Consider the following 18,811-nt stretch of genomic DNA (forward strand, 5'->3'; position numbering starts at 1 on the left):
TATCCATCATTACAACTATGTTTTGAGCCAATGAATATCTAATCACTACATATTTATCACTACCTGAAATAGTAAAATAATATTGTCTGGCAATTCAGATGTGCTTAAAAGATGACCACGGGCATTATCGACTTGAATTATCTGCAATTCATCGGGATATTCAAGCGACAATTGTTCCAAATATGCTTGAAAACAAACTTTATCTAAATGGGAAAACTCCCAAAAAAAACTTCTTCCAGTAGATGGGGATACTGCTCCGTAAAGCCAGAAACATTTGAATTTCCATTGATGTTTTCCTACGGGTTTCACACCCCGTAGTGTGATCCTTCGTCTCTGAATTGTATGTAGCCCTAGTCGAGTTTCGTCACTAGACCAAAAAACAAATCTTTTGTATTTCTTTACTTGGTCATGAGCTTTATCCAGCAAGGCTTTGATTCTCTCAGATAGGCTATTTTTGAATTCATTAATTGCCGTTGGCTCTTGCTCACTACTCCGGGGTCTTGGTCTTTTCAATTTACTTTTTAACTCCCCTTTGACCAAGGAGTATACAGCTTGATAACTACTAGGTATCTCTTTGATCAACCAGAGCCAAAGATGAACTTCTTTATAACTAGAAAACCCTTCGGAGTCTCTCAATTCTTGTTGTACTAAAGCCGCTACTTCAACAGAAAACTTTTTGGGTCTGCCAAAAATCTGTCGATTTTTTAACAAGTTTTCTATACCACCCTCTTTATATTGAAAGAGCCAACGATGAATTGTAGTTTCACTTTTGCCCAAAATAGACGATATTTCTCGGACTGTTTCTACTTGTTTTGACTGAAATAAATAAAGCATTTGAACTTTATTATATGCTAAGATTTTTTGTTGTTGTTTCCGAATCTCTAGCAATACCTCTACAGATTCGGCAATCGTTATATGAGGACGACCAGACATTTTAATGTTCTCCTTTACTTTTTAGATAAGTCTAGCATAACTTTAGAAAAATGGTATTACCTATGAATTTAGGTAACTTTCTTGAGTATGTTACTAGCCTGTCACTAAGCTATAGTAACATACTTGGTAACATACGAATAACTAATAGTGTGTTACTGAGTATGTTGATTATCTTATAGGTGTGTTACCAGACGATTAATATGTTATCTTGGTATTGTACCGATCCTAGAAGGTAACATACTATGGCAACAGACAAGAAACACATCGCCGTATATCTCGATAAGGCTGTAGAGGATGCGCTGAATGAATTCTGCATCGCTAACAGTATGGAATCTAAGAAGGGGCCGATGTATTCGGCGGCAGTTAATAAAGCACTGGCACAATTTTTCGGGATACCTAGTACCACACCAGATACCATACTTAGTGCCACACGAGATACCATACCAGGCAACAAAGTAGCTCAACGCTTGGCTGAACTCGAAAATCAGTTATCTGAGCGGTTTGAAGAGATTGAGGAACGGCTGGGAAAATTGAGGGCCTGAGTGAATCACCCACAGAATCACTCAGGCCGGACATCGCAGAGGAACTCGAAAGCTTGCGCCAGAGTTTAGATGGTTCCGATCGCCTAGTCGTCAGAAAAAATCAAGAAATCTCTGAGCTAAATTCTCGACTGGCAACGAAGGATGAAACGATCGCAGAACTGGACGAGCAAATCGACAGACTAGAGTCCGAGCTTGCCAGTCGTGAGCCAACTCAATCAGAAAACCTGGCGACAGTCGGAACCGATTTGTCAAAAGTAGAAGCGGCCGACTTGCTCAACCAGTTGAAAGCGCGGCGCAAAAAATCGAAGGCGGACTTGGCAGATATGGACGCTGTTCTAGAGTTGCTCTCCCAGTCTTGATTTAGCTAAACAGACGGGAATCCCCACATTATATCGCTTCGATTAGTGTGGGATGAAAGACGCGGTGAGACTCCTGATTCCACCTGTCAACCAATTCAAAACTATGTTTTGACCGATGACGGGTGGATGACGAGGCGAACAAATTATTTTATTCGACTTTTTTCAATACACCTTTTTAACCATTTCTGTAGCCAGTTGAGATTGGGCAATAAAAGTTAATACTTAATAATAGAAGTTTCTTTGAATGTATAAATAAAATATTTATTCGCTTACTTGACATAAAGTAACGCATTCAAGTATATTAACAGTAATTGATAAATCGCGATTAAAATTACACATTCACCGCTTAAATGAGAACTTCTTACCAGTATCGATTACGTCCAACAAAATTACAAGCCATTGAGATTGACAGATGGCTGTCAATGTTATGTGCACAGTACAACTATTTGTTGGCAGATCGATTCAACTGGTACGAGCAAAATCGTTCATCCATTAATGCGTGTCCCCTAGTTTGCTACTTACCTGAACTGCGGGACAATCCCGATTACTACACCCAGAAAAAAACGTTACCTCAACTCAAAAAGACCCATCCTTGGTATGCCGAGATTTACTCTCAAGTCCTCCAAGATGCAGTTAAACGAGTTAAGGTAACGTTTGATCGTTTCCTCAAAGGTGATGGTAACGGAAAACGCAGCGGTAGACCAAGATTTAAACAACGCAGTCGTTACCGCACGTTCACCTATCCTCAAATTAAAGACGGCTGCTTGCAAAACAACTTAATTAACTTGCCCATGTTCGGAAAAGTTAAAGTTGTTTTGCACCGTTCGATACCTGATGGATTCAAAATCAAAACCGTCTCTATTACCAAGAAAGCTGACGGGTACTATGTCACTCTCAGTTTAGAAGATTCTACAGTCCCTGAAATTAAACCAGATTTTAATCCTCAAAAGATTGTTGGAATTGATGTTGGGCTGAAGGATTTCTTGACAACATCAGAAAACGAGACTGTGGCAATTCCTCAACATTACCGCAAAGCTCAAAAGCGCCTGCGAACTATTCAGAAGCGAGTCTCGCGTCGTAAAAAAGGCAGTAACCGCAGGCAAAAAGCAGTCAAACAACTGGGGAAATGTCACAAAAAAGTAGCAGACAAACGCAAAGATTTTCATTTTAAAACTGCCAATAATTTATTGCAAAAATATGATGTTGTTGCAGTTGAAGATTTGAATGTTAAAGGACTTGCTCGTACAAAACTAGCTAAATCTGTGTTGGACGCTGGGTGGTCAAGCTTTCTGTCGATTCTAACAAACAAAGCCGTAAATGCTGGTCTGTTGGTAATCCCAGTAAGTGCCTATAATACTTCACAAGATTGTTCTGGTTGTGGCGAAAAAGTACAAAAAAAGCTGCATGAAAGATGGCACGACTGCCCACATTGTAGATGTAGTCTTGACCGCGATCATAATGCTGCGATAAATATAAAAAATAGGGCGGTGGGTCATCCCGTCTTTAACGCTCAGTCAATGTCCGAAGCAATAGCTGGAGTCACTGAGAAGCCTACGCCATACTGTACTCAGTTGGCGTAGGAGTATGTCACTAGCGGTTCCGTGTTTTGGGGGAAGGGTTGACTAGAGACTGAATATTTCTAGTCAATTTCTAGTCAATTTGTCTCCAATTTGGTCATTTGATACTCAGTTTGTAGTCAATTTCTAGTCAGTCCCATGCACGATCCACCCGTATTCTTACCAATAAAAAGCCTCAAACCGTTGATTTATCCTAGGTTTGAGGTAATTTAATTAAAGAGCGGGCAGCGGGAATCGAACCCGCATAGTTAGCTTGGAAGGCTAAAGTTTTACCACTAAACTATGCCCGCACACACAGAACCTAAACATACCACAAGCTTCGGAGAATAGCAATAGGTCTGTGCAAAATTTTTTAATGGTTCTCTGAAAGTGGTTGAATAGGGACTTGTAGCCCGCCCCAAAAATCCGCCTCTTCCATGCTGCGAAAGCTTTACGGATGGAAATAATCGTAGATTTGCTGCGCCAGACGCGGGCCAATCCCAGAAACTTCAGCCAACTGTTCGGGAGTCGCTAAACGCAGATAGTCGATCGACCGAAAATGTGCTAACAACAGTTTTTGGCGGTGGTGTCCCAATCCCGGAATCTCATCCAAGCGCGATCGCTTCATTCTCTGACTTCTTTGATCCCGGTGAAAACTCACAGCAAATCTGTGCGCCTCATCCCGCACCCGACGCAATAACTGTACACCAGGCTGCTCAGAATTAGTTGGCACTGGCAAAGATTCCCCCGGCAAAAATATCTCCTCTCGCTGCTTTGCCAAACTGACAACCCGCAACTCATCTAGCAAATTCATCTCCCGCAAAACTTCCACAACTGCTGACAATTGACCTTTGCCACCATCGATCATAATCAAGTCAGGTTTGTCAGAAATAGTATGAGAAACTGAAGAGAAACTGCTGATTTCTTCCGGTTCTCCTACATTACTCGATTCATCTTCCTTCTTCCCATCCGTTAAATCCGCTACATAATCCGCTGCCGAACTTCCTTCTTCTTTTTTATCTCGGAATCTCCTACCGATAACTTCTGCTAAACTCGCAAAATCGTCCGAATGACCCGATTTAATTTCAGGATTCTTAATTTTGTAGTGGCGATAGTGTTGATTTGCGGGCAAACCATCGATAAATACGACGCGGGAAGCTACCGCATCCGAACCTTGGATGTGAGAAATATCGTAACCTTCAATACGGTGGGGAACTTCTGGCAAATCTAGAATTTCTGCTAAATCTTGCATGGCTTGAGAATTGCGATCGCTCAATCGTTGCATTCTCGCCAATTCATACTCAGCATTGCGTTCCACCATCTCAATTAACTCCGCCTTAGTTTGCCGCTGCGGTGTTAAAATTGTCACTTTTCGTCCCTTGCGATTGCTCAGCCAATCTGCTAATATTTCCGCTTCTGGCAAATCGTACTGCACAGAAATTTCGCTGGGAATTTCTACAGATTCGACATTTTGATAATGTTCCTCCAACACCCGCTGCAAAATTGCTCCCGGTTCCACGCCGCATTGAAATTCCCATTTCCCTATTCGTGATTCCTGGGAAGAAGGCGAACTATTTTCACTCACATTTTCTGGCAGCAAAGGCGTTGGGGACGCGGGAACATCAGCCATGAATCCTAATCTGCCGACTAATTGACCGGCACGAATCTGGAATAATTGAATGCAGGCGTGCTGGGTGTCGGCTGCAAGGGCGATCGCATCCCTGGAAACAGTATCATTAGGTAAAGACACTTTTTGACCAGCACTCAAAGACTGCAAACCCTTAATTTGATCGCGAATCCGTGCCGCAGTTTCAAAGTTTAAATCTTCGGCTGCTTGTTCCATTTGTGGCTCCAGAATATCCAGTAATTCCTGAGTCCTTCCCTGGAAAATCATCGCAACTTTTTGGATAATTTTTTGGTAATCTTCCGCAGATATTAACCCCTGACAAACGCCGACGCAACGGCCGATATCGTAATTCAGACAGGGACGGTCTTTAAACAGCGGTTGAGGGCGCTGTCGCAAGGGAAAAATCCGCTTAATTAAATGTAGCGTACTCCGCAGCGCCCCTGTATCGACGTAGGGCCCATAGTAGCGGTCTTTTGCACTACCGGCGCGGCGTTTGCGGGTGATGAAAATGCGCGGGTACTTTTCTGACCAAGTTATGCACAAATAAGGATATTTTTTATCATCTTTGAGGAGGACATTAAAGTGAGGTTGATGCTGTTTTACGAGGTTTGCTTCTAACGCCAAAGCTTCCGCTTCTGTGTCGGTGGCGATGAATTCAATTTCGCGTACTTGCTGCACCATCATCGCGATGCGGGGACTGAGATTTTGGCTTTCGCGGAAGTAGGAACGGACGCGGTTTCGGAGTTTTTTGGATTTGCCGATGTACAGAATGCGATCGCCCTCATCGCGCATTAAGTATACACCAGGAACCGCCGGAATTTCTTTGAGGCGGCTTTCTAGGCGTTCTGCATCTTTAATTAGCGGAAGCATTCTTTGGATCATTAGTTATTTGTTATTTGTTATTTGTTATTCCCAATGCCCAATGCCCAATGCCCAATGCCCAATCCCTCCGCTTCGCTTCGCCCAATTCCTACAATATCTGAGATAAAAACTTGCGCGTGCGTTCTTCCTTCGGGTTCTGAAAAAACTCTTCCGGCCCGGCTTCTTCAACCAAAACACCGCCATCCATCAATACAATGCGATCGGCAACTTCGCGCGCAAACCCGACTTCGTGAGTCACCACTACCATTGTAATTCCAGTTTGAGCCAAATTTCGCATGACATCTAAAACTTCCCGCACCATTTCTGGGTCTAATGCTGATGTCGGTTCATCAAATAACATGATTTTAGGCTGCATGGCTAAAGAACGTGCAATTGCTACCCGTTGCTGCTGTCCGCCAGATAGCTGTCCGGGATATTTTTGTGCTTGTTCCAAAATCCCCACTCTTTCTAACAGTTGCATTGCTACTTCTTCAGCTTTTTTCTTGGGCCAGCGGCGCACCCACACCGGGGCTAGCATGACGTTTTGTAGGACTGATAGGTGGGGAAATAGGTTGAATTGCTGAAACACTATTCCTACTTCTTGGCGAATTTTATCGATGTTGCGCAAGTCGTGGGAAAGTTCGATTCCGTCGATCGTGATTTTACCCTGTTGATAAGCCTCTAAAGCGTTGAAAGTGCGAATAAACGTCGATTTCCCGGAACCTGACGGGCCCATCACGACGACGACTTCACCTCGGTTGACGTTCATGCTGACACCACGCAGTACGTGAAATTGTCCGTACCATTTGTGGACGTTTTCTGCGACGATTACTGTTTCTGGGCTTGTGGGTTGAGTTTCTATCATTTTTTTTATTTTTTAACCGCTGATGAAAGTTGATGAACGCTGATAGATATTTGTGTTTAGAAATTGTCTAATAACTACAAACTAATGACTAAGGACTAATGACTACAGATTAATGACTACGGACTAATAACTAATGACTTTTTTCTAAACTTCGTTCTATTTTGCGGCCAGCTTGTGACATTGAGTAGCAAAATACCCAATAAATGATGCCGACAAATATGTAAACTTCGGCGTACCTGCCTATATAGGATGGATTTGCTAAAACTGCGCGGGATATGCCGATTAATTCTAACATTCCGAATAGGGCAAGTAGGGATGTATCCATGAATAATCCGATGAATTGACCGCCGATCGCCGGAATGACAATTCGCAACGCTTGAGGTAGTACAATCAAAATTGTGAGTAGGGGTGTATTTAGCCCGATCGCCCTTGCTGCTTCTATTTGCCCCCTCGGTACGGCCTGCAAGCCTCCGCGCACGTTTTCAGCCAAGTATGCCGCACTGAATAATGTTAATCCGGCGATCGCCCGAATCACTCTATCTAATTTGGGATATTCCGGCGGCAAGAATAATTGCAGCATCACTTGACCTAAAAACAAGATGCCAATCAAAGGCAAACCGCGAACAATTTCAATGTATAATGTTGACAACAATTTAACGACTGGCAAAGAACTTTGTCTGCCGAGGGCTAGCAATACTCCCAGGGGAAACGAAAGCACAATGCTAATAATTGCTAAAAACAGCGTCAACACTAAACCGCCCCAATCATTTGTTGAGACTTCTGTTAAGCCCAGCCCGCCTTTAATTAGCCACAGAATTACTGGGAAGGAAAGAGCCCAGATTGCAGGCATCCAACCCAGGATTTTAGGGTTGATTTGTCTGGCGGCGACATAGCTGGCGGCGGTTGCGATAATAATTCCTAAGAGGTAGAAGCGAGAGGTTTGGTCGATCGGCGAAATGACCGCACCAACAACCGCAGCACCGAGTAAAATCAGTGTAGGCGGATTCCAAAGTCGTTCTTCCCGCTGAATATTTCCCCAAGTCAAACCTCCCAACAAAGCAATTATTCCCGCCACTATCCACAGCCGCCAGTAAGATTCGCTGGGAAATCTGCCCGCGAAAAATAGCGGCAAGTTGGCTTCTAATACCCGCCACTGAGCTTTTGTTGTAGCCCAAAGGATAATTCCTTTGATAGTTTGGAAGGCGACAATCAGGCAAACTATTGTCAGAATGCTGTTGTACCAGGTACTAAATAGGTTTTTGCGCGCCCAATTCCAAGGTGTGGGCGATTCAGTGGCTGGGGGCGGCAGTACGGGAGTTGTTTCCATAGTTTTCGCAATTTTAGATGTTAGATTTTAGATTGGATACTGATAACGAGCGAAGATTGTGACTTATACAAATTTTCTCAATTCTTGCTACTAAAAAAACTATTAGACTTGTTTCTGAACACCGTTTATCAGGTTCGTCGCGGTGAGATTGTCTGTCAAATTTAGGGACTTTCAACGGCGACACACCCTACGACTACTTATTGTCGCCGATTTATCCAATTTTCCCCACCAGGTAACTGACTTAAATGTGAGGCTAACACCGCGGGTAAATCTTTTGCGGAATGGATATAAGTTAAGTTCAATAATCTCACAGCAGTCTCGATGATCAGGTTTTTATCCACCATCTCTGCAAGTTGAAATTGACTATAAGCACCGTTGAATACTTCCTCCGCAGCCTCTGCGATGGCATCTTCAATCACCTCCTCTTCTATGAAACTCTCCCATTCATCAGAATTGATGTAATAAGATGTTTTATTGTCTTTAATATTTGCCTTTTTAATTTCTCTGATTGAATTCCGAATCGAATTTACCCAAGAACCAGTTAATCGCTGTTCAGCTTGATTTTTAATCAAGTTAATCAGTAAAACATTTAAAAAAGATTGAATGTGTCGCAAAATTGCCTGTTTGCTCATTCCATCTAACTCATCGACTATTGCTAAAGCATCCGTATATCTTCCTTGCAATATGCTATTTCTAAGGGCGATTAATTCTTGTGTCATTTTATTTTTCTCAAGTTTGATAGTGGTAAATCAAAGTGTGAGTCATTCACTTTTAATTGCACTTGCTAAAATTCCTAATATTTTATTGACATCTCTCAGGTAATATTCTGTTAAGTCAATTTCAATTACTTGTTCTTTAAATCTTAAAAATCTCCAGGTTTGGCCGCTAGTAACAGCCCCATAAGTTATTGTTGCATTTGGGTTGCCTTCACGTTCATTAAATATTCTAGCTGCCAACATTTCGGCTACACATGGCCCCAAACTTGCATTGATATCTTCGTTTTGTGCTTCGACGATTGCAACTACTGGTGCGGTAAGCATTAATAAGTGTGAAGAATGACTAATCAAAAAATCGCAATTTCCATTTAATCCTTTTTCGGTATCAACTGTAAAATCTATTCCACAAAAAAGACCAATTTGATGGTTCAAGAGTTTTCTAAGTTCGATTAAAATCGGTGCGGTAATCATGGATGATCGAGACTTGTCAGTATTGCTACTTAAAGCAATGGGTACGTTCTCTTTGAGAATTTCTACAAGTAAGGGACTTGGTTCTAATTCTGGCACATTAGAGAACAGATTGATTCGATCGCTAATCGTCAAAGAGAAATTTTTTGTTACTGTTTTTAAGTCAAAATCTCTGTAACTCATTTCAATCTTAGTTCCAGATTATAATAAACTTAACTTTTGACTTCGCTGTCAACTGTCAACGGTCAACTGTCCACTGTCCACTGTTGTTTACCTTTCCTTGATTTGTACGGTTTGATTGTACCAATTCATGAATAGAGCAATTATCAAACTAATTGTTAGGTATGTTACCATGATAATTAGCATTGTTTCGATCGCACGACCGGTCTGATTCAACGTCGGAGAACCCACCACAAAGTAAACGTCGGGATAAGCCACCGCCACAGCTAAACTCGAATTCTTAGCTAAATTCAGATACTGACTGGTTAAAGGCGGCACAATCACCCGCAAAGCTTGCGGCAAAATTACCATCCGCATGATTGTTCCAGAATTCAGTCCCAAAGACTTGGCCGCTTCCCACTGGCCTCGCGAGACTGACTGAATTCCGGCGCGGACAATTTCTGCAATGTAACTGCCAGTATACAAGCTGAGTCCTGTCACCAAAGCTGCAAATTCTGGAGTTAATTTTAATCCTCCTTCGAGTTGCAATGCTGATGTCAGGCGCGGAAAATCGAGGCGAAAAGGTGGATTTTGGGTGATAATCCCAGCTAAGATTGCACTTAGGACGATCGCACCAGCAGCCCAAAACAACTGTCTTCCCGGCTTAGCTTCTTCCAGCATCACCCGCGCCCGCCACATCCACAGCCCAGCCGCCGCCAAAACCCCGACAGTTAGCAAAATCAACCAAATCTCAAAACCGGGCAAAGGTGCAGGCCAAGGTACAGCAATGCCACGATTTGTCAAGTAAATCGGCCCTCTCATCTGCGGGTTGTCTTCCAATTTTGGCAGGGAAATGAACACTGCAAAATACCAGAAAAATAATTGCAGCAATAACGGCGTATTTCGCAGAACTTCTACGTACAAAGCTGCTAAATTTCGCAGTAGCCAATTGTCGGAAAGGCGCGCAATTCCTACAGTCAAACCCGCAATCGTTGCGAAAATCAGGCCGATACCCATCACCCGCAGCGTGTTGATTAAACCGACTAAATAAGCTTGTCTATAACTGTTTTCGGGACTGTAGGGAATCACGCTTTCGCCGATGTCAAAGGATGCTTGGGAATTGAGAAAGTCAAATCCAAATGCAATCCCCAGTTGCGCGTAATTGGCGCTGAGGTTGTCCCAGAGAATGGCGATGACTGTTATTACTAAAATTAGGGCGATCGCCTGTCCGGCTATTTTCCAGAAGCGATCGTCTCGCAGTAGTGTTGATATATCTTTGAATTTGGATGAGTTCTCGGATTTGCCCGGTTTAGGTTCTGTATTCATAACTGTTTAATGTAGTAGATCGAGAAAATTGGTCGATCGCATAAAACTCGCAAAAATCTTGTAGGGTGTGCACTGCGCACCTTATCTGTGGGGTACGCGCTGAGCACATTGCTGCCTAAAATATCTTGTAGTTATTAGCTACAAACTTAATCGGTGCGCAATGCGCACCCTACAGACTCAACCGGTGCGCAATGCGCACCCTACTGATGAAATTAACGGAAGGGCGGCGAGTAAAGCAAACCGCCATCTTTCCAAAGTCTGTTTTGACCCCGGTCTAACTTAAGTGTACTTTTCGGGCCGAGGTTACGATCGTACATTTCCCCGTAATTCCCCACTTTCTTCACAACCCGGAGGGCGAAATCGTTCGGGAGTCCCAAACCTTTACCTAAATCTCCTTCTTTTCCTAGCAAACGTTTGACGTTCGGGTCTGTAGTGCTGGCGACAGTTTGGTCTACATTTGCAGAATTAATTCCCAAATCTTCAGCTTCAATCGTCGCAAAAATGATCCATCTTACCGCATCCGACCATTTAGGATCGCCGCTTTTCACGGCTGGGGCCAACGGTTCTTTTGACATCACGATCGGCAAAACAACGTTATTATCGGCATTCGGTAGAGTTGTGCGCTTCGAGACCAGTTGCGATCGATCGGCCGTAACTCCTTGACAGCGACCTTCTTGATACGTAGCAAAGGTACTATTCACATCTTCAAACACCACAGGAGTGTATTTAACTCCTAATTTTCGCATTTGGTCGGACAAATTTTGTTCAGTGCTCGTACCTGTTTGTACGCAGATAGATTTACCCGCAAAATCTTTTAAACTTTTGATGCCACTATTTTTTTTGACCATGATGCTTTGAGAGTCATAAAAGATCACCGGGGCAAATTCCAGTCCCGTCGTACTGTCGCGACTCGCCGTGTAGGTGGTATTGCGGCTGAGAATATCGATTTCTCCGGCCTGCAAAACTGTAAATCTATCTTTGGCGTTGAGCTTTCGGTATTCGACTTTTTCGGGATCGTCAAATATTGCCGCCGCTATAGCCCTGCAAACATCAACATCGAGTCCCGAATATTTGCCTTTTTCGTCTACAAAGCTAAAACCTGGCAATTCGCCACTAACGCCGCAAATCAGTTTGCCGCGGCTGACAATTGTATCTATCCGGCTCGGCCCTTGTTGCGATTTACCTTCAGCAGCATTTGTCGCTGGTGTTTGTCCGACTTGTGCCGATCGATCTCGACAAGATGCTAATGGTGCGACAAACAACATACTTGCCAACAGAAATCCCCATTTAGGCATAAATTTTAGTAGAACGCTTTCTCGACGATCCTACCTTGTAGCTGTCGATAACTTTGGCGATCGGCATCGCACAACATCAGGCGGCTTCAAATTAACCATTCTGAACCCGGTGCTACACCCTGACATATACCGACTACTCGCCTGTATTTTTTACCTATCACGGGCGATCGACCTTTCCTACAATTTTTATCCAATTTTAATTTAATGCGCTCAGAACCGCTCTGGTGCTAGGCGCTGCTCAGCTAAATCGCGGATTAGCGACAGCCGAGACTCGATGTATTCGTTCAACAAATCTGTTTCTTTGCCATTGAGCGCAGAGTTAGTCTTTAACTGCTTCAGCAGCCACTGTACTAGGGTTGCATCGTCCAAATTCACTAACAGAGTGGCTTGGGTGGTCTCAATTAATGACCAGAGTTGGCGTAACATGACTGGAGTCATAAAACCTCGTTGAGCGTAAATACGCACTGAATGGGCTGGCTGGGCGATCGGTTGGTCTTAGTGTTTCAAGCCGATCGACGAAAAGCACCTAAGTTATCGGCTTAATGATTATTTTATATTTGACCACAATAACTGAATATATTAGTGTCAAAACCTACAACACACAAGATGTTATAATAGTTTCTAATTTCTTCATATTCAGAGACACATTTTGATAAAAAGTTAACAATCTTTACATTCTCTCGATCGCGCGGGCTAATCGGAGCTATTTGGGATCGGGCCCAAGAGCCAGAAAACCCAAAAATCAATTAATCAGCAGCCACCAACTCTTGAACCCCCGCCAGAATTACTTCCAATTCAGCGATGATTTTCATAGCCCCCTCCCAATCGTTGGATTCCGCCAGGATTTGAAGTTGATCTGCCATCTGGGGCATTAACCGCACCGCCGCCGTAGCGCTGACACCTTTAATTTGATGCGCGCGACGGGCCAGTGTCTCCACATCTCCCAAGGCGATCGCAGTTTTAGCAGCTTCTAAATAACCGCCAGTATCCACCACAAAAGCTTGCAGAATTTCCCGCTCAAAATCTAAATCAGCCCCCGCAATTTCACGCAAACGTGCCATATCCACTACAGAGTCTAGATCCGAAGCAGAGTTTTGGAGTTCCTCGCCCTGAAACTTGGGACTTTCAATTTTCAAATGTGCCGACCAATTTTTAAGTACAGATTTTAACTTTTCGATCGCAATAGGTTTGCTAATATAATCGTCCATACCCGCCGCCAGACACTTTTCCCGATCGCCCTTCAAAGCATTCGCCGTCATTGCAATCACCACCGTCTGGCGATCGGGCTCCCTCGAACCAGCAGCATTTGTCGCTTCCATCCGGCGCAATTCCTGCGTTGCCTCGTAACCATCCAAAATCGGCATCTGACAGTCCATCAACACAATGTCATACTTTTTGAGGGCAACCATCGATAGCGCCTCGGCGCCGTTATTTGCCACATCCGCCGTGCATCCCAAAACCTTGAGTTGATTTAGACCAACTTTTTGATTGATCGGAGTATCTTCAACTAACAAAATCTTTAAGCTGGCTAACTCCCGGTTGTCAATAACTGAGGCTTGATTTTTGGTTGAATTTGCCAGCGACAGATCGATTTCAGCACTAGGGGCGATCGCATTTACCAAGCACTCAAATAGCCGATGAGCTTTCACAGGTTTAGTTAAATAGCTGCTAAAACCGATATCTACAAAGCGTTTCGCCTCCGAGATCTGAGTAATTGAAGTCAGCACCACCCACTTTGTCTGCTGCATTGCCGGCTCAGCAATCATCAAACGTTCCAGACTTCCCGCCACCATTTCCGGCAACTGAATATCAACCAAAACGATATCGAAAGGGGATTTTATGCTGACAGCTTTGTACAAAGATGCGATCGCCATCCAACCATTCTCAACCTCCTCAACTTCCATTCCCCACAAAACAGCCATTCTCAGCAGCACTTTTCGGACTGTCGGCTTATCGCTAGCAACTAACAGTTTTCGGCCAGCCAGCACCGTTTCTAAATTTACTTCGCACGCTGTCTCAACCGCAGTTAAATTTTCCTTAACAACCGGCACGGTGAACCAAAAAGTCGAACCTTTACCAGGGGTACTTTCTACACCAATTTTACCACCTAGCAATTCCACCAACTGCTTAGAAATAGCCAATCCCAAACCAGTACCACCATACTTTCTCGTAGTAGAAGCATCAACTTGACTAAAAGATTGAAACAGCTTTTTTTGGTCTTCTGTAGCAATCCCGATTCCTGTATCTCTGACTTGAAACATCAAAAATAGCGATCGACTGGTTCCCAGTTTTAACGGTTGAATTTTCTCTAAATTTTTCTGCTCATCGCTGGTTCCGAACAACCTCGGAGTCCTGTCAGTCGAAACCTCAATCACCACCTCTCCTGCTTCTGTAAACTTAATCGCATTGTTGACCAGATTAGTGAGGATTTGCCGCAACCGTGCTGCATCACCTCTAATTTGCAGTGGCACGTCTCTGTCAATCAGCGCCACCAATTCTATACCTTTGGTTTGTGCGGGAGTTGCCAACAAATCCAGCACTTCATCCAGACAGATACTGAGGTCAAATTCGATCATTTCCAAGCGCATTTCTCCTGCTTCCAGTTTGGACAGATCGAGAATATCATTAATGATCGAAAGCAAATTTTGGCTGCTGAGTTTCAGCGTCTGCACAAAGTCTAGCTGTTCGGGAGTAAGATTGGTTTTCAGCAGCAAATCAGTCATGCCCATCACTCCATTCATCGGAGTGCGGATTTCGTGACTCATATTTGCTAAAAATAGCGACTTCATGCGAGACGCTTCCAGGGCGGCTTCTCGGGCTTGCTGCGCTTGTTCAAACAAAGTAGATTGCTGAATGGCGATCGCCAACTGTACGCTCAACCTTCCCAACAAATCCACCTCAGAATCAGTCCAAGTGCGCGGGCCGCTGCACTGGTGAGCAACCAGCAATCCCCACAAGCGATTTTGACTCGTTTCCAAACTCTCGATTTGCGACCCAATCAGAGGAGTTTCCGGCGAATCTTCTATTGCCAAATCCTGAGTTTCATCGCCGATAAAAATTGGTACAACTAAATTAGCTCTTACCTGCAAACTAACCAGAAAATCTCGGTGGATGTCGCTCAAACTGGCCGTATAAATATCTGCCCTTGCTTGAATTTTTCCGGCGCGGTATAGCGATAGATAACTTTCGCCAAAAGATATTTCTGGAACTTTTATGCCCAGCAACGGCCTCCAATCATCCCCTACAGATTCCACAACAACACTCGCTGTTTCCTCGGAATCAAAACGATAAATTACCGCGCGGTCAGTTGCCAGCAACTGCCTCACTTCTTCTACCGCAGTGTTTAGAGTTTGAGTGAGGTTGAGAGACTGCCGGACTCGCTGGGCGATCGCCGAAACCAGCCGTTCTTGTTCTGCTTGTTCCCGCAGCATTCTCTCAGCTTGCTTGCGTTCGGTGACATCGCGAATTACCGCAGCAAAGCACAGCGGTTCGCTGCTTTGAGGGTGCTTGACCAGAAAAGCATTCATCACAACATCAATGCGTCTTCCGCTGGGCAAGTGCTGCATTTGACCTTCTCCTTGCCACTGGCCCTGACTGATGATTCTTGGCCAAATCTCTTGACTGAATTTCTGTTGAAAAGTTGGGCCGATATAATCCCATATCTCTGTATAAAGCACTTCCGAAAGATTCTCTACACCCACCAGTTTTCGTCCGGCTTCGTTGACAAACAGCGTTTGGCCTTTTAGGGTAGCCATACCGATAAAATCGCTGCTGTTTTCAATCAACGACACAAATTTTTGCCGTTCTTCTTCTCCTTTTTTGCGTTCGGTAATGTCGCGCTTGACGCAGACGTGACAAATTACATCGCCGCTGTTGTTAATCACAGAGTATGCCGCAACGTCGATCGCCAGCGTGCGACCTTTTTTAGTAGAGTTGGTAATTTCGCCCCGAAAAGTTCCAGTTTTCGCTAAACTTTTGACAATTGCCGAAAAACGCTCGCCCGCCACCAGCGGCGGCGCTTCTGCTTCTAATTCCGCGTCTGTGTATTCTAGCAGCGATTGGTGAGCGCGATTTTGTTCGAGAAAAAACCCGTCAGCATCGATAATTACGATCGCATCGTTGGAGTTTAAAAATATTTGTCGATAAAGTTTAAGTTTTTCCTCAGCTCGCTTGCGTTCGGTGATATCTCTTTTGACGCTGACGTAACAAACCACATCCCCAGCATCATTGAGAACCGCAAAAGCCGAAAGTTCTACCTCAAAGATTCCGGCTTGCAAAGCCTTAACACAGGTTATTTCGCCTCGATAACTCCCTGTTTCGGCCAAGCTTTGCAGCACCGACGCAAATGCTTGTTCTCCCATGTGAGTTGCAGGGGTTTTTCCCCACAATTTCGATGAAGTGTAACCCAGCAAAGCCGTGTGAGCTTGATTTGTTTCTAAATAATAGCCTTGGGGGTCTAAAATGGCGATCGCATCGTTAGACTTTAAAAATATTTCTTGATAAAGTTGCAGTTTTAATTCCGCTTGTTTGCGATCGCTAATATCCGTGAACAAGCCGTAGTAAACTATCTCCCCCGATGCTTTAAATTCTGGCTGGGAAGCTCCTTGCACCCATTTAAGTTTTCCCGACGGAGTGACAATTCTTCCTTCCCACCGCCAAGGCTGGAAATTTTCAGCAGAAAGCCTCAGCGAGTTCATAAAATCATCTCGTTCTTCGGGATGAATCATGTCAACAATTACATTAATATCCTGCTGAGCCGCCTCCGGTTCTATTTCATACAATTCTCGGCAACCGGCGCTCACAAACGAGAAGGTCATCGAGCCATCTGGATGCAAGTCAATTTGATATACAGTGCCCGGTACACTAGCAGTAATTTTTTGCAGTTTAGCTTGGCTTTGATTCCTGGCTTCATCTGTGGCCTGCAATTGAGCAATCTCGCGAGAAATACCTAAAACTGCAAATACATTACCATCCGCATCGGATAGTGGAATTTTTTCAGTTTCTCCCTTGACATCGGTCTCTTGAGCTGCTAAAGTCATTAGCGAATTAGCACAGATTTGAGCAGCAGTATGCAGCAAACAAAGGTGTTCAAAATTAAAAGCAGATTCCTGCTCTGCACCGACAAAAAATACTGCTAATAATTCTTCACTTTGATCCGGGTTAGCTGGTGCCATCAATACCGATTTAAACTGAGCAATTGGTGGGCCACCGATGTTGTGCGCCCAATCCCGATTTCCCGCCAGCCATTCCACGCGGGCTGCTTGCAAACGTGCTTCAATTTCATCTCTGGCGCGGGTTGTTAAGGGCTGTGACTGTTGTTGCAGGTGTATTGTATTGTCTGCTACAGTTAAAAGTGCGTTAGCGAAGCCCGCCCCTACGGGGGCTGCGCCAACGAAGAGGATCGTCTCCCCAGGAATCAGGCGCGCCAGATGTACCAGACACGCAGACCAAATTTCATCAGCACTCAGAGCGATTTGTACTTTTGCAGTAAGTTCATTGAGAACTTGCAGTTCCAAGGTACGCTGGCGGACTTTGGCCTTGAGGCTGGCGGCTAGGATTTGCATAGTGCTCACCACACTGGTTTGCTTATATTATAATTATCGATTTTCAAATTTTTTTAAACAATCATCTTAAAATACATCCGGCGAAAAGACAACTTTTTTATATTTATATTACCTTTAATTGCTAAAAAACAGTGGCGCGATCGGGAGCGAAGCGGCAGAACAATGCACCTGCTTCGCTCCCGTAGCAACGTTTAAAGGTGAAATTATCCCATCAAAATCACGTTATCAATGACGTGGATGACACCGTTGTCAGCTTCGATATCAGCCGCGACAACAGTAGCATTTTTTACTTCAAAACCGTCAGAACAATCAATTTTAATCGGCGAACCTTCCAAGGAAGTCACAAAACCGAGTTTTGCCAAATCAGCCTTCATAAACTTGCCAGAGACAACGTGAAACATCAAAATCCTGCTCAGTTGGGGGACATTCTGCACTAGGGTAGTGATAGTTCCCGGCGGCAATTTCGCGAAAGCATCGTCAGTCGGTGCAAAGACAGTGAAAGGGCCCGGACTTTTGAGCGCATCTACTAAATTAGCTACTTGCACCGCCGTTACCAGGGTTTGGAACGAACCGGCACCTACGGCAATATCAACAATATCAGGCATGGTGTTCTACCTCGTCTGGGATAAAAAGTTATATTAAGTATCCTAAACTGATGCGGGCAACAATATAGTCCTAGACACATAAACCGGGTTTTTTAACCAGAATACTTCGTTCAAACCCTCAATCTCCGTTGAAAAACCCGGTTTCTTGGTCGCAGTCCGTAAATCCTGAATAGCTACTCTCTTTTTTGAAAATGCTGATAATTGCGAATTTGTAAATTTGTAAATTGCTACAAGACTGCGGTTGCTTATGACACCAAAACCTTTGTTTAGCTAAATCTGCCATTTGAGGATTTAGGTTTTCTTGCTTGTGAATTCTAAAACTGCCATACAAAATTGAAATCTCTAAAGATGTCTGTAGTAAGCACAGCAGGCTTGCGGTGAGCAGATTCGCCCAAATAAATCCCAAAAAATTCAGCTTCAAGTTCGCCGACTTCCTCTTCATCATGTACAGTCCACCTGATATCGCGACAGTCTTTGAATGCCAGCACATAAGGCAATCTTTCTTCAGGATTGTAGACGCATTCGATTAATACTTCGTTTCCCCACAAAGATACTTTGACATTTGTGACTAAAGAGGTCAAGCCACCCAAGCCAAGTAAGTTATAGTC

At 44.0% G+C, this 18,811-nt stretch carries 15 protein-coding genes and 1 tRNA gene; 3 read left to right on the forward strand and 13 right to left on the reverse strand.

Annotated elements, in window-relative coordinates:
• Positions 1 to 45: 45 nt before the first annotated feature.
• Entirely contained in the window at positions 46 to 933 is an 888-nt protein-coding gene (locus K4039_RS27625; RefSeq protein ID WP_265239697.1) for an IS630 family transposase, read from the reverse strand.
• A 242-nt stretch (positions 934 to 1,175) separates the two neighbouring features.
• Between K4039_RS27625 and K4039_RS27630 the strand changes: the two genes are divergently transcribed.
• The 3 genes from K4039_RS27630 to K4039_RS27640 all read left to right on the forward strand — a co-directional run bounded on the left by K4039_RS27630 (position 1,176) and on the right by K4039_RS27640 (position 3,414).
• Positions 1,176 to 1,475, forward strand: coding sequence for a hypothetical protein (locus K4039_RS27630; protein ID WP_265239698.1), 300 nt, complete (start codon positions 1,176 to 1,178; stop codon positions 1,473 to 1,475).
• 53 nt (positions 1,476 to 1,528) lie between these two features.
• Entirely contained in the window at positions 1,529 to 1,834 is a 306-nt protein-coding gene (locus K4039_RS27635; protein ID WP_265239699.1) for a flagellar alpha dynein, read from the forward strand.
• 350 nt (positions 1,835 to 2,184) lie between these two features.
• Positions 2,185 to 3,414: a transposase gene (locus K4039_RS27640; RefSeq protein WP_265239700.1), complete on the forward strand. Its 1,230-nt coding sequence runs from the start codon at positions 2,185 to 2,187 to the stop codon at positions 3,412 to 3,414.
• Positions 3,415 to 3,630: 216 nt separating this feature from the next.
• Here K4039_RS27640 and K4039_RS27645 read toward each other — a convergent pair.
• From K4039_RS27645 to K4039_RS27700, 12 genes are all read right to left on the reverse strand, one after another.
• Positions 3,631 to 3,701 (reverse strand) — tRNA-Gly (locus tag K4039_RS27645).
• A gap of 140 nt (positions 3,702 to 3,841) precedes the next feature.
• Positions 3,842 to 5,899: an excinuclease ABC subunit UvrC gene (uvrC, locus tag K4039_RS27650; protein ID WP_265239701.1), complete on the reverse strand. Its 2,058-nt coding sequence runs from the start codon at positions 5,897 to 5,899 to the stop codon at positions 3,842 to 3,844.
• Between the two features lie 88 nt (positions 5,900 to 5,987).
• On the reverse strand, positions 5,988 to 6,743 hold the full coding sequence (locus tag K4039_RS27655) for an amino acid ABC transporter ATP-binding protein (protein ID WP_265239702.1): 756 nt from the start codon (positions 6,741 to 6,743) through the stop codon (positions 5,988 to 5,990).
• 130 nt (positions 6,744 to 6,873) lie between these two features.
• Positions 6,874 to 8,070: an amino acid ABC transporter permease gene (locus tag K4039_RS27660; protein ID WP_265239703.1), complete on the reverse strand. Its 1,197-nt coding sequence runs from the start codon at positions 8,068 to 8,070 to the stop codon at positions 6,874 to 6,876.
• Between the two features lie 197 nt (positions 8,071 to 8,267).
• Positions 8,268 to 8,789, reverse strand: a complete 522-nt coding sequence (locus K4039_RS27665; RefSeq protein WP_265239704.1) for a hypothetical protein — start codon at positions 8,787 to 8,789, stop codon at positions 8,268 to 8,270.
• Positions 8,790 to 8,831: 42 nt separating this feature from the next.
• The gene (locus K4039_RS27670; RefSeq protein ID WP_265239705.1) at positions 8,832 to 9,437 is read right to left on the reverse strand and encodes a hypothetical protein; all 606 of its coding nucleotides are present in this window, start codon (positions 9,435 to 9,437) and stop codon (positions 8,832 to 8,834) included.
• Positions 9,438 to 9,524: 87 nt separating this feature from the next.
• The gene (locus tag K4039_RS27675; protein WP_265239706.1) at positions 9,525 to 10,739 is read right to left on the reverse strand and encodes an amino acid ABC transporter permease; all 1,215 of its coding nucleotides are present in this window, start codon (positions 10,737 to 10,739) and stop codon (positions 9,525 to 9,527) included.
• A 212-nt stretch (positions 10,740 to 10,951) separates the two neighbouring features.
• Entirely contained in the window at positions 10,952 to 12,034 is a 1,083-nt protein-coding gene (locus K4039_RS27680; protein ID WP_265239707.1) for an amino acid ABC transporter substrate-binding protein, read from the reverse strand.
• A 210-nt stretch (positions 12,035 to 12,244) separates the two neighbouring features.
• Complete coding sequence (locus K4039_RS27685) at positions 12,245 to 12,472, reverse strand: hypothetical protein (protein WP_265239708.1); 228 nt, start codon at positions 12,470 to 12,472, stop codon at positions 12,245 to 12,247.
• Positions 12,473 to 12,780: 308 nt separating this feature from the next.
• Positions 12,781 to 17,598 (reverse strand): PAS domain S-box protein, encoded by a 4,818-nt coding sequence (locus K4039_RS27690; protein ID WP_265239756.1) that lies wholly within the window; start codon positions 17,596 to 17,598, stop codon positions 12,781 to 12,783.
• A gap of 203 nt (positions 17,599 to 17,801) precedes the next feature.
• Positions 17,802 to 18,203, reverse strand: coding sequence for a fasciclin domain-containing protein (locus K4039_RS27695; protein ID WP_194011615.1), 402 nt, complete (start codon positions 18,201 to 18,203; stop codon positions 17,802 to 17,804).
• 314 nt (positions 18,204 to 18,517) lie between these two features.
• Positions 18,518 to 18,784 (reverse strand): hypothetical protein, encoded by a 267-nt coding sequence (locus tag K4039_RS27700; protein WP_265239711.1) that lies wholly within the window; start codon positions 18,782 to 18,784, stop codon positions 18,518 to 18,520.
• Positions 18,785 to 18,811 lie beyond the last annotated feature (27 nt).

This window comes from Lyngbya sp. CCAP 1446/10 (genome assembly GCF_026130175.1).
Classification (GTDB): domain Bacteria; phylum Cyanobacteriota; class Cyanobacteriia; order Cyanobacteriales; family Microcoleaceae; genus Microcoleus.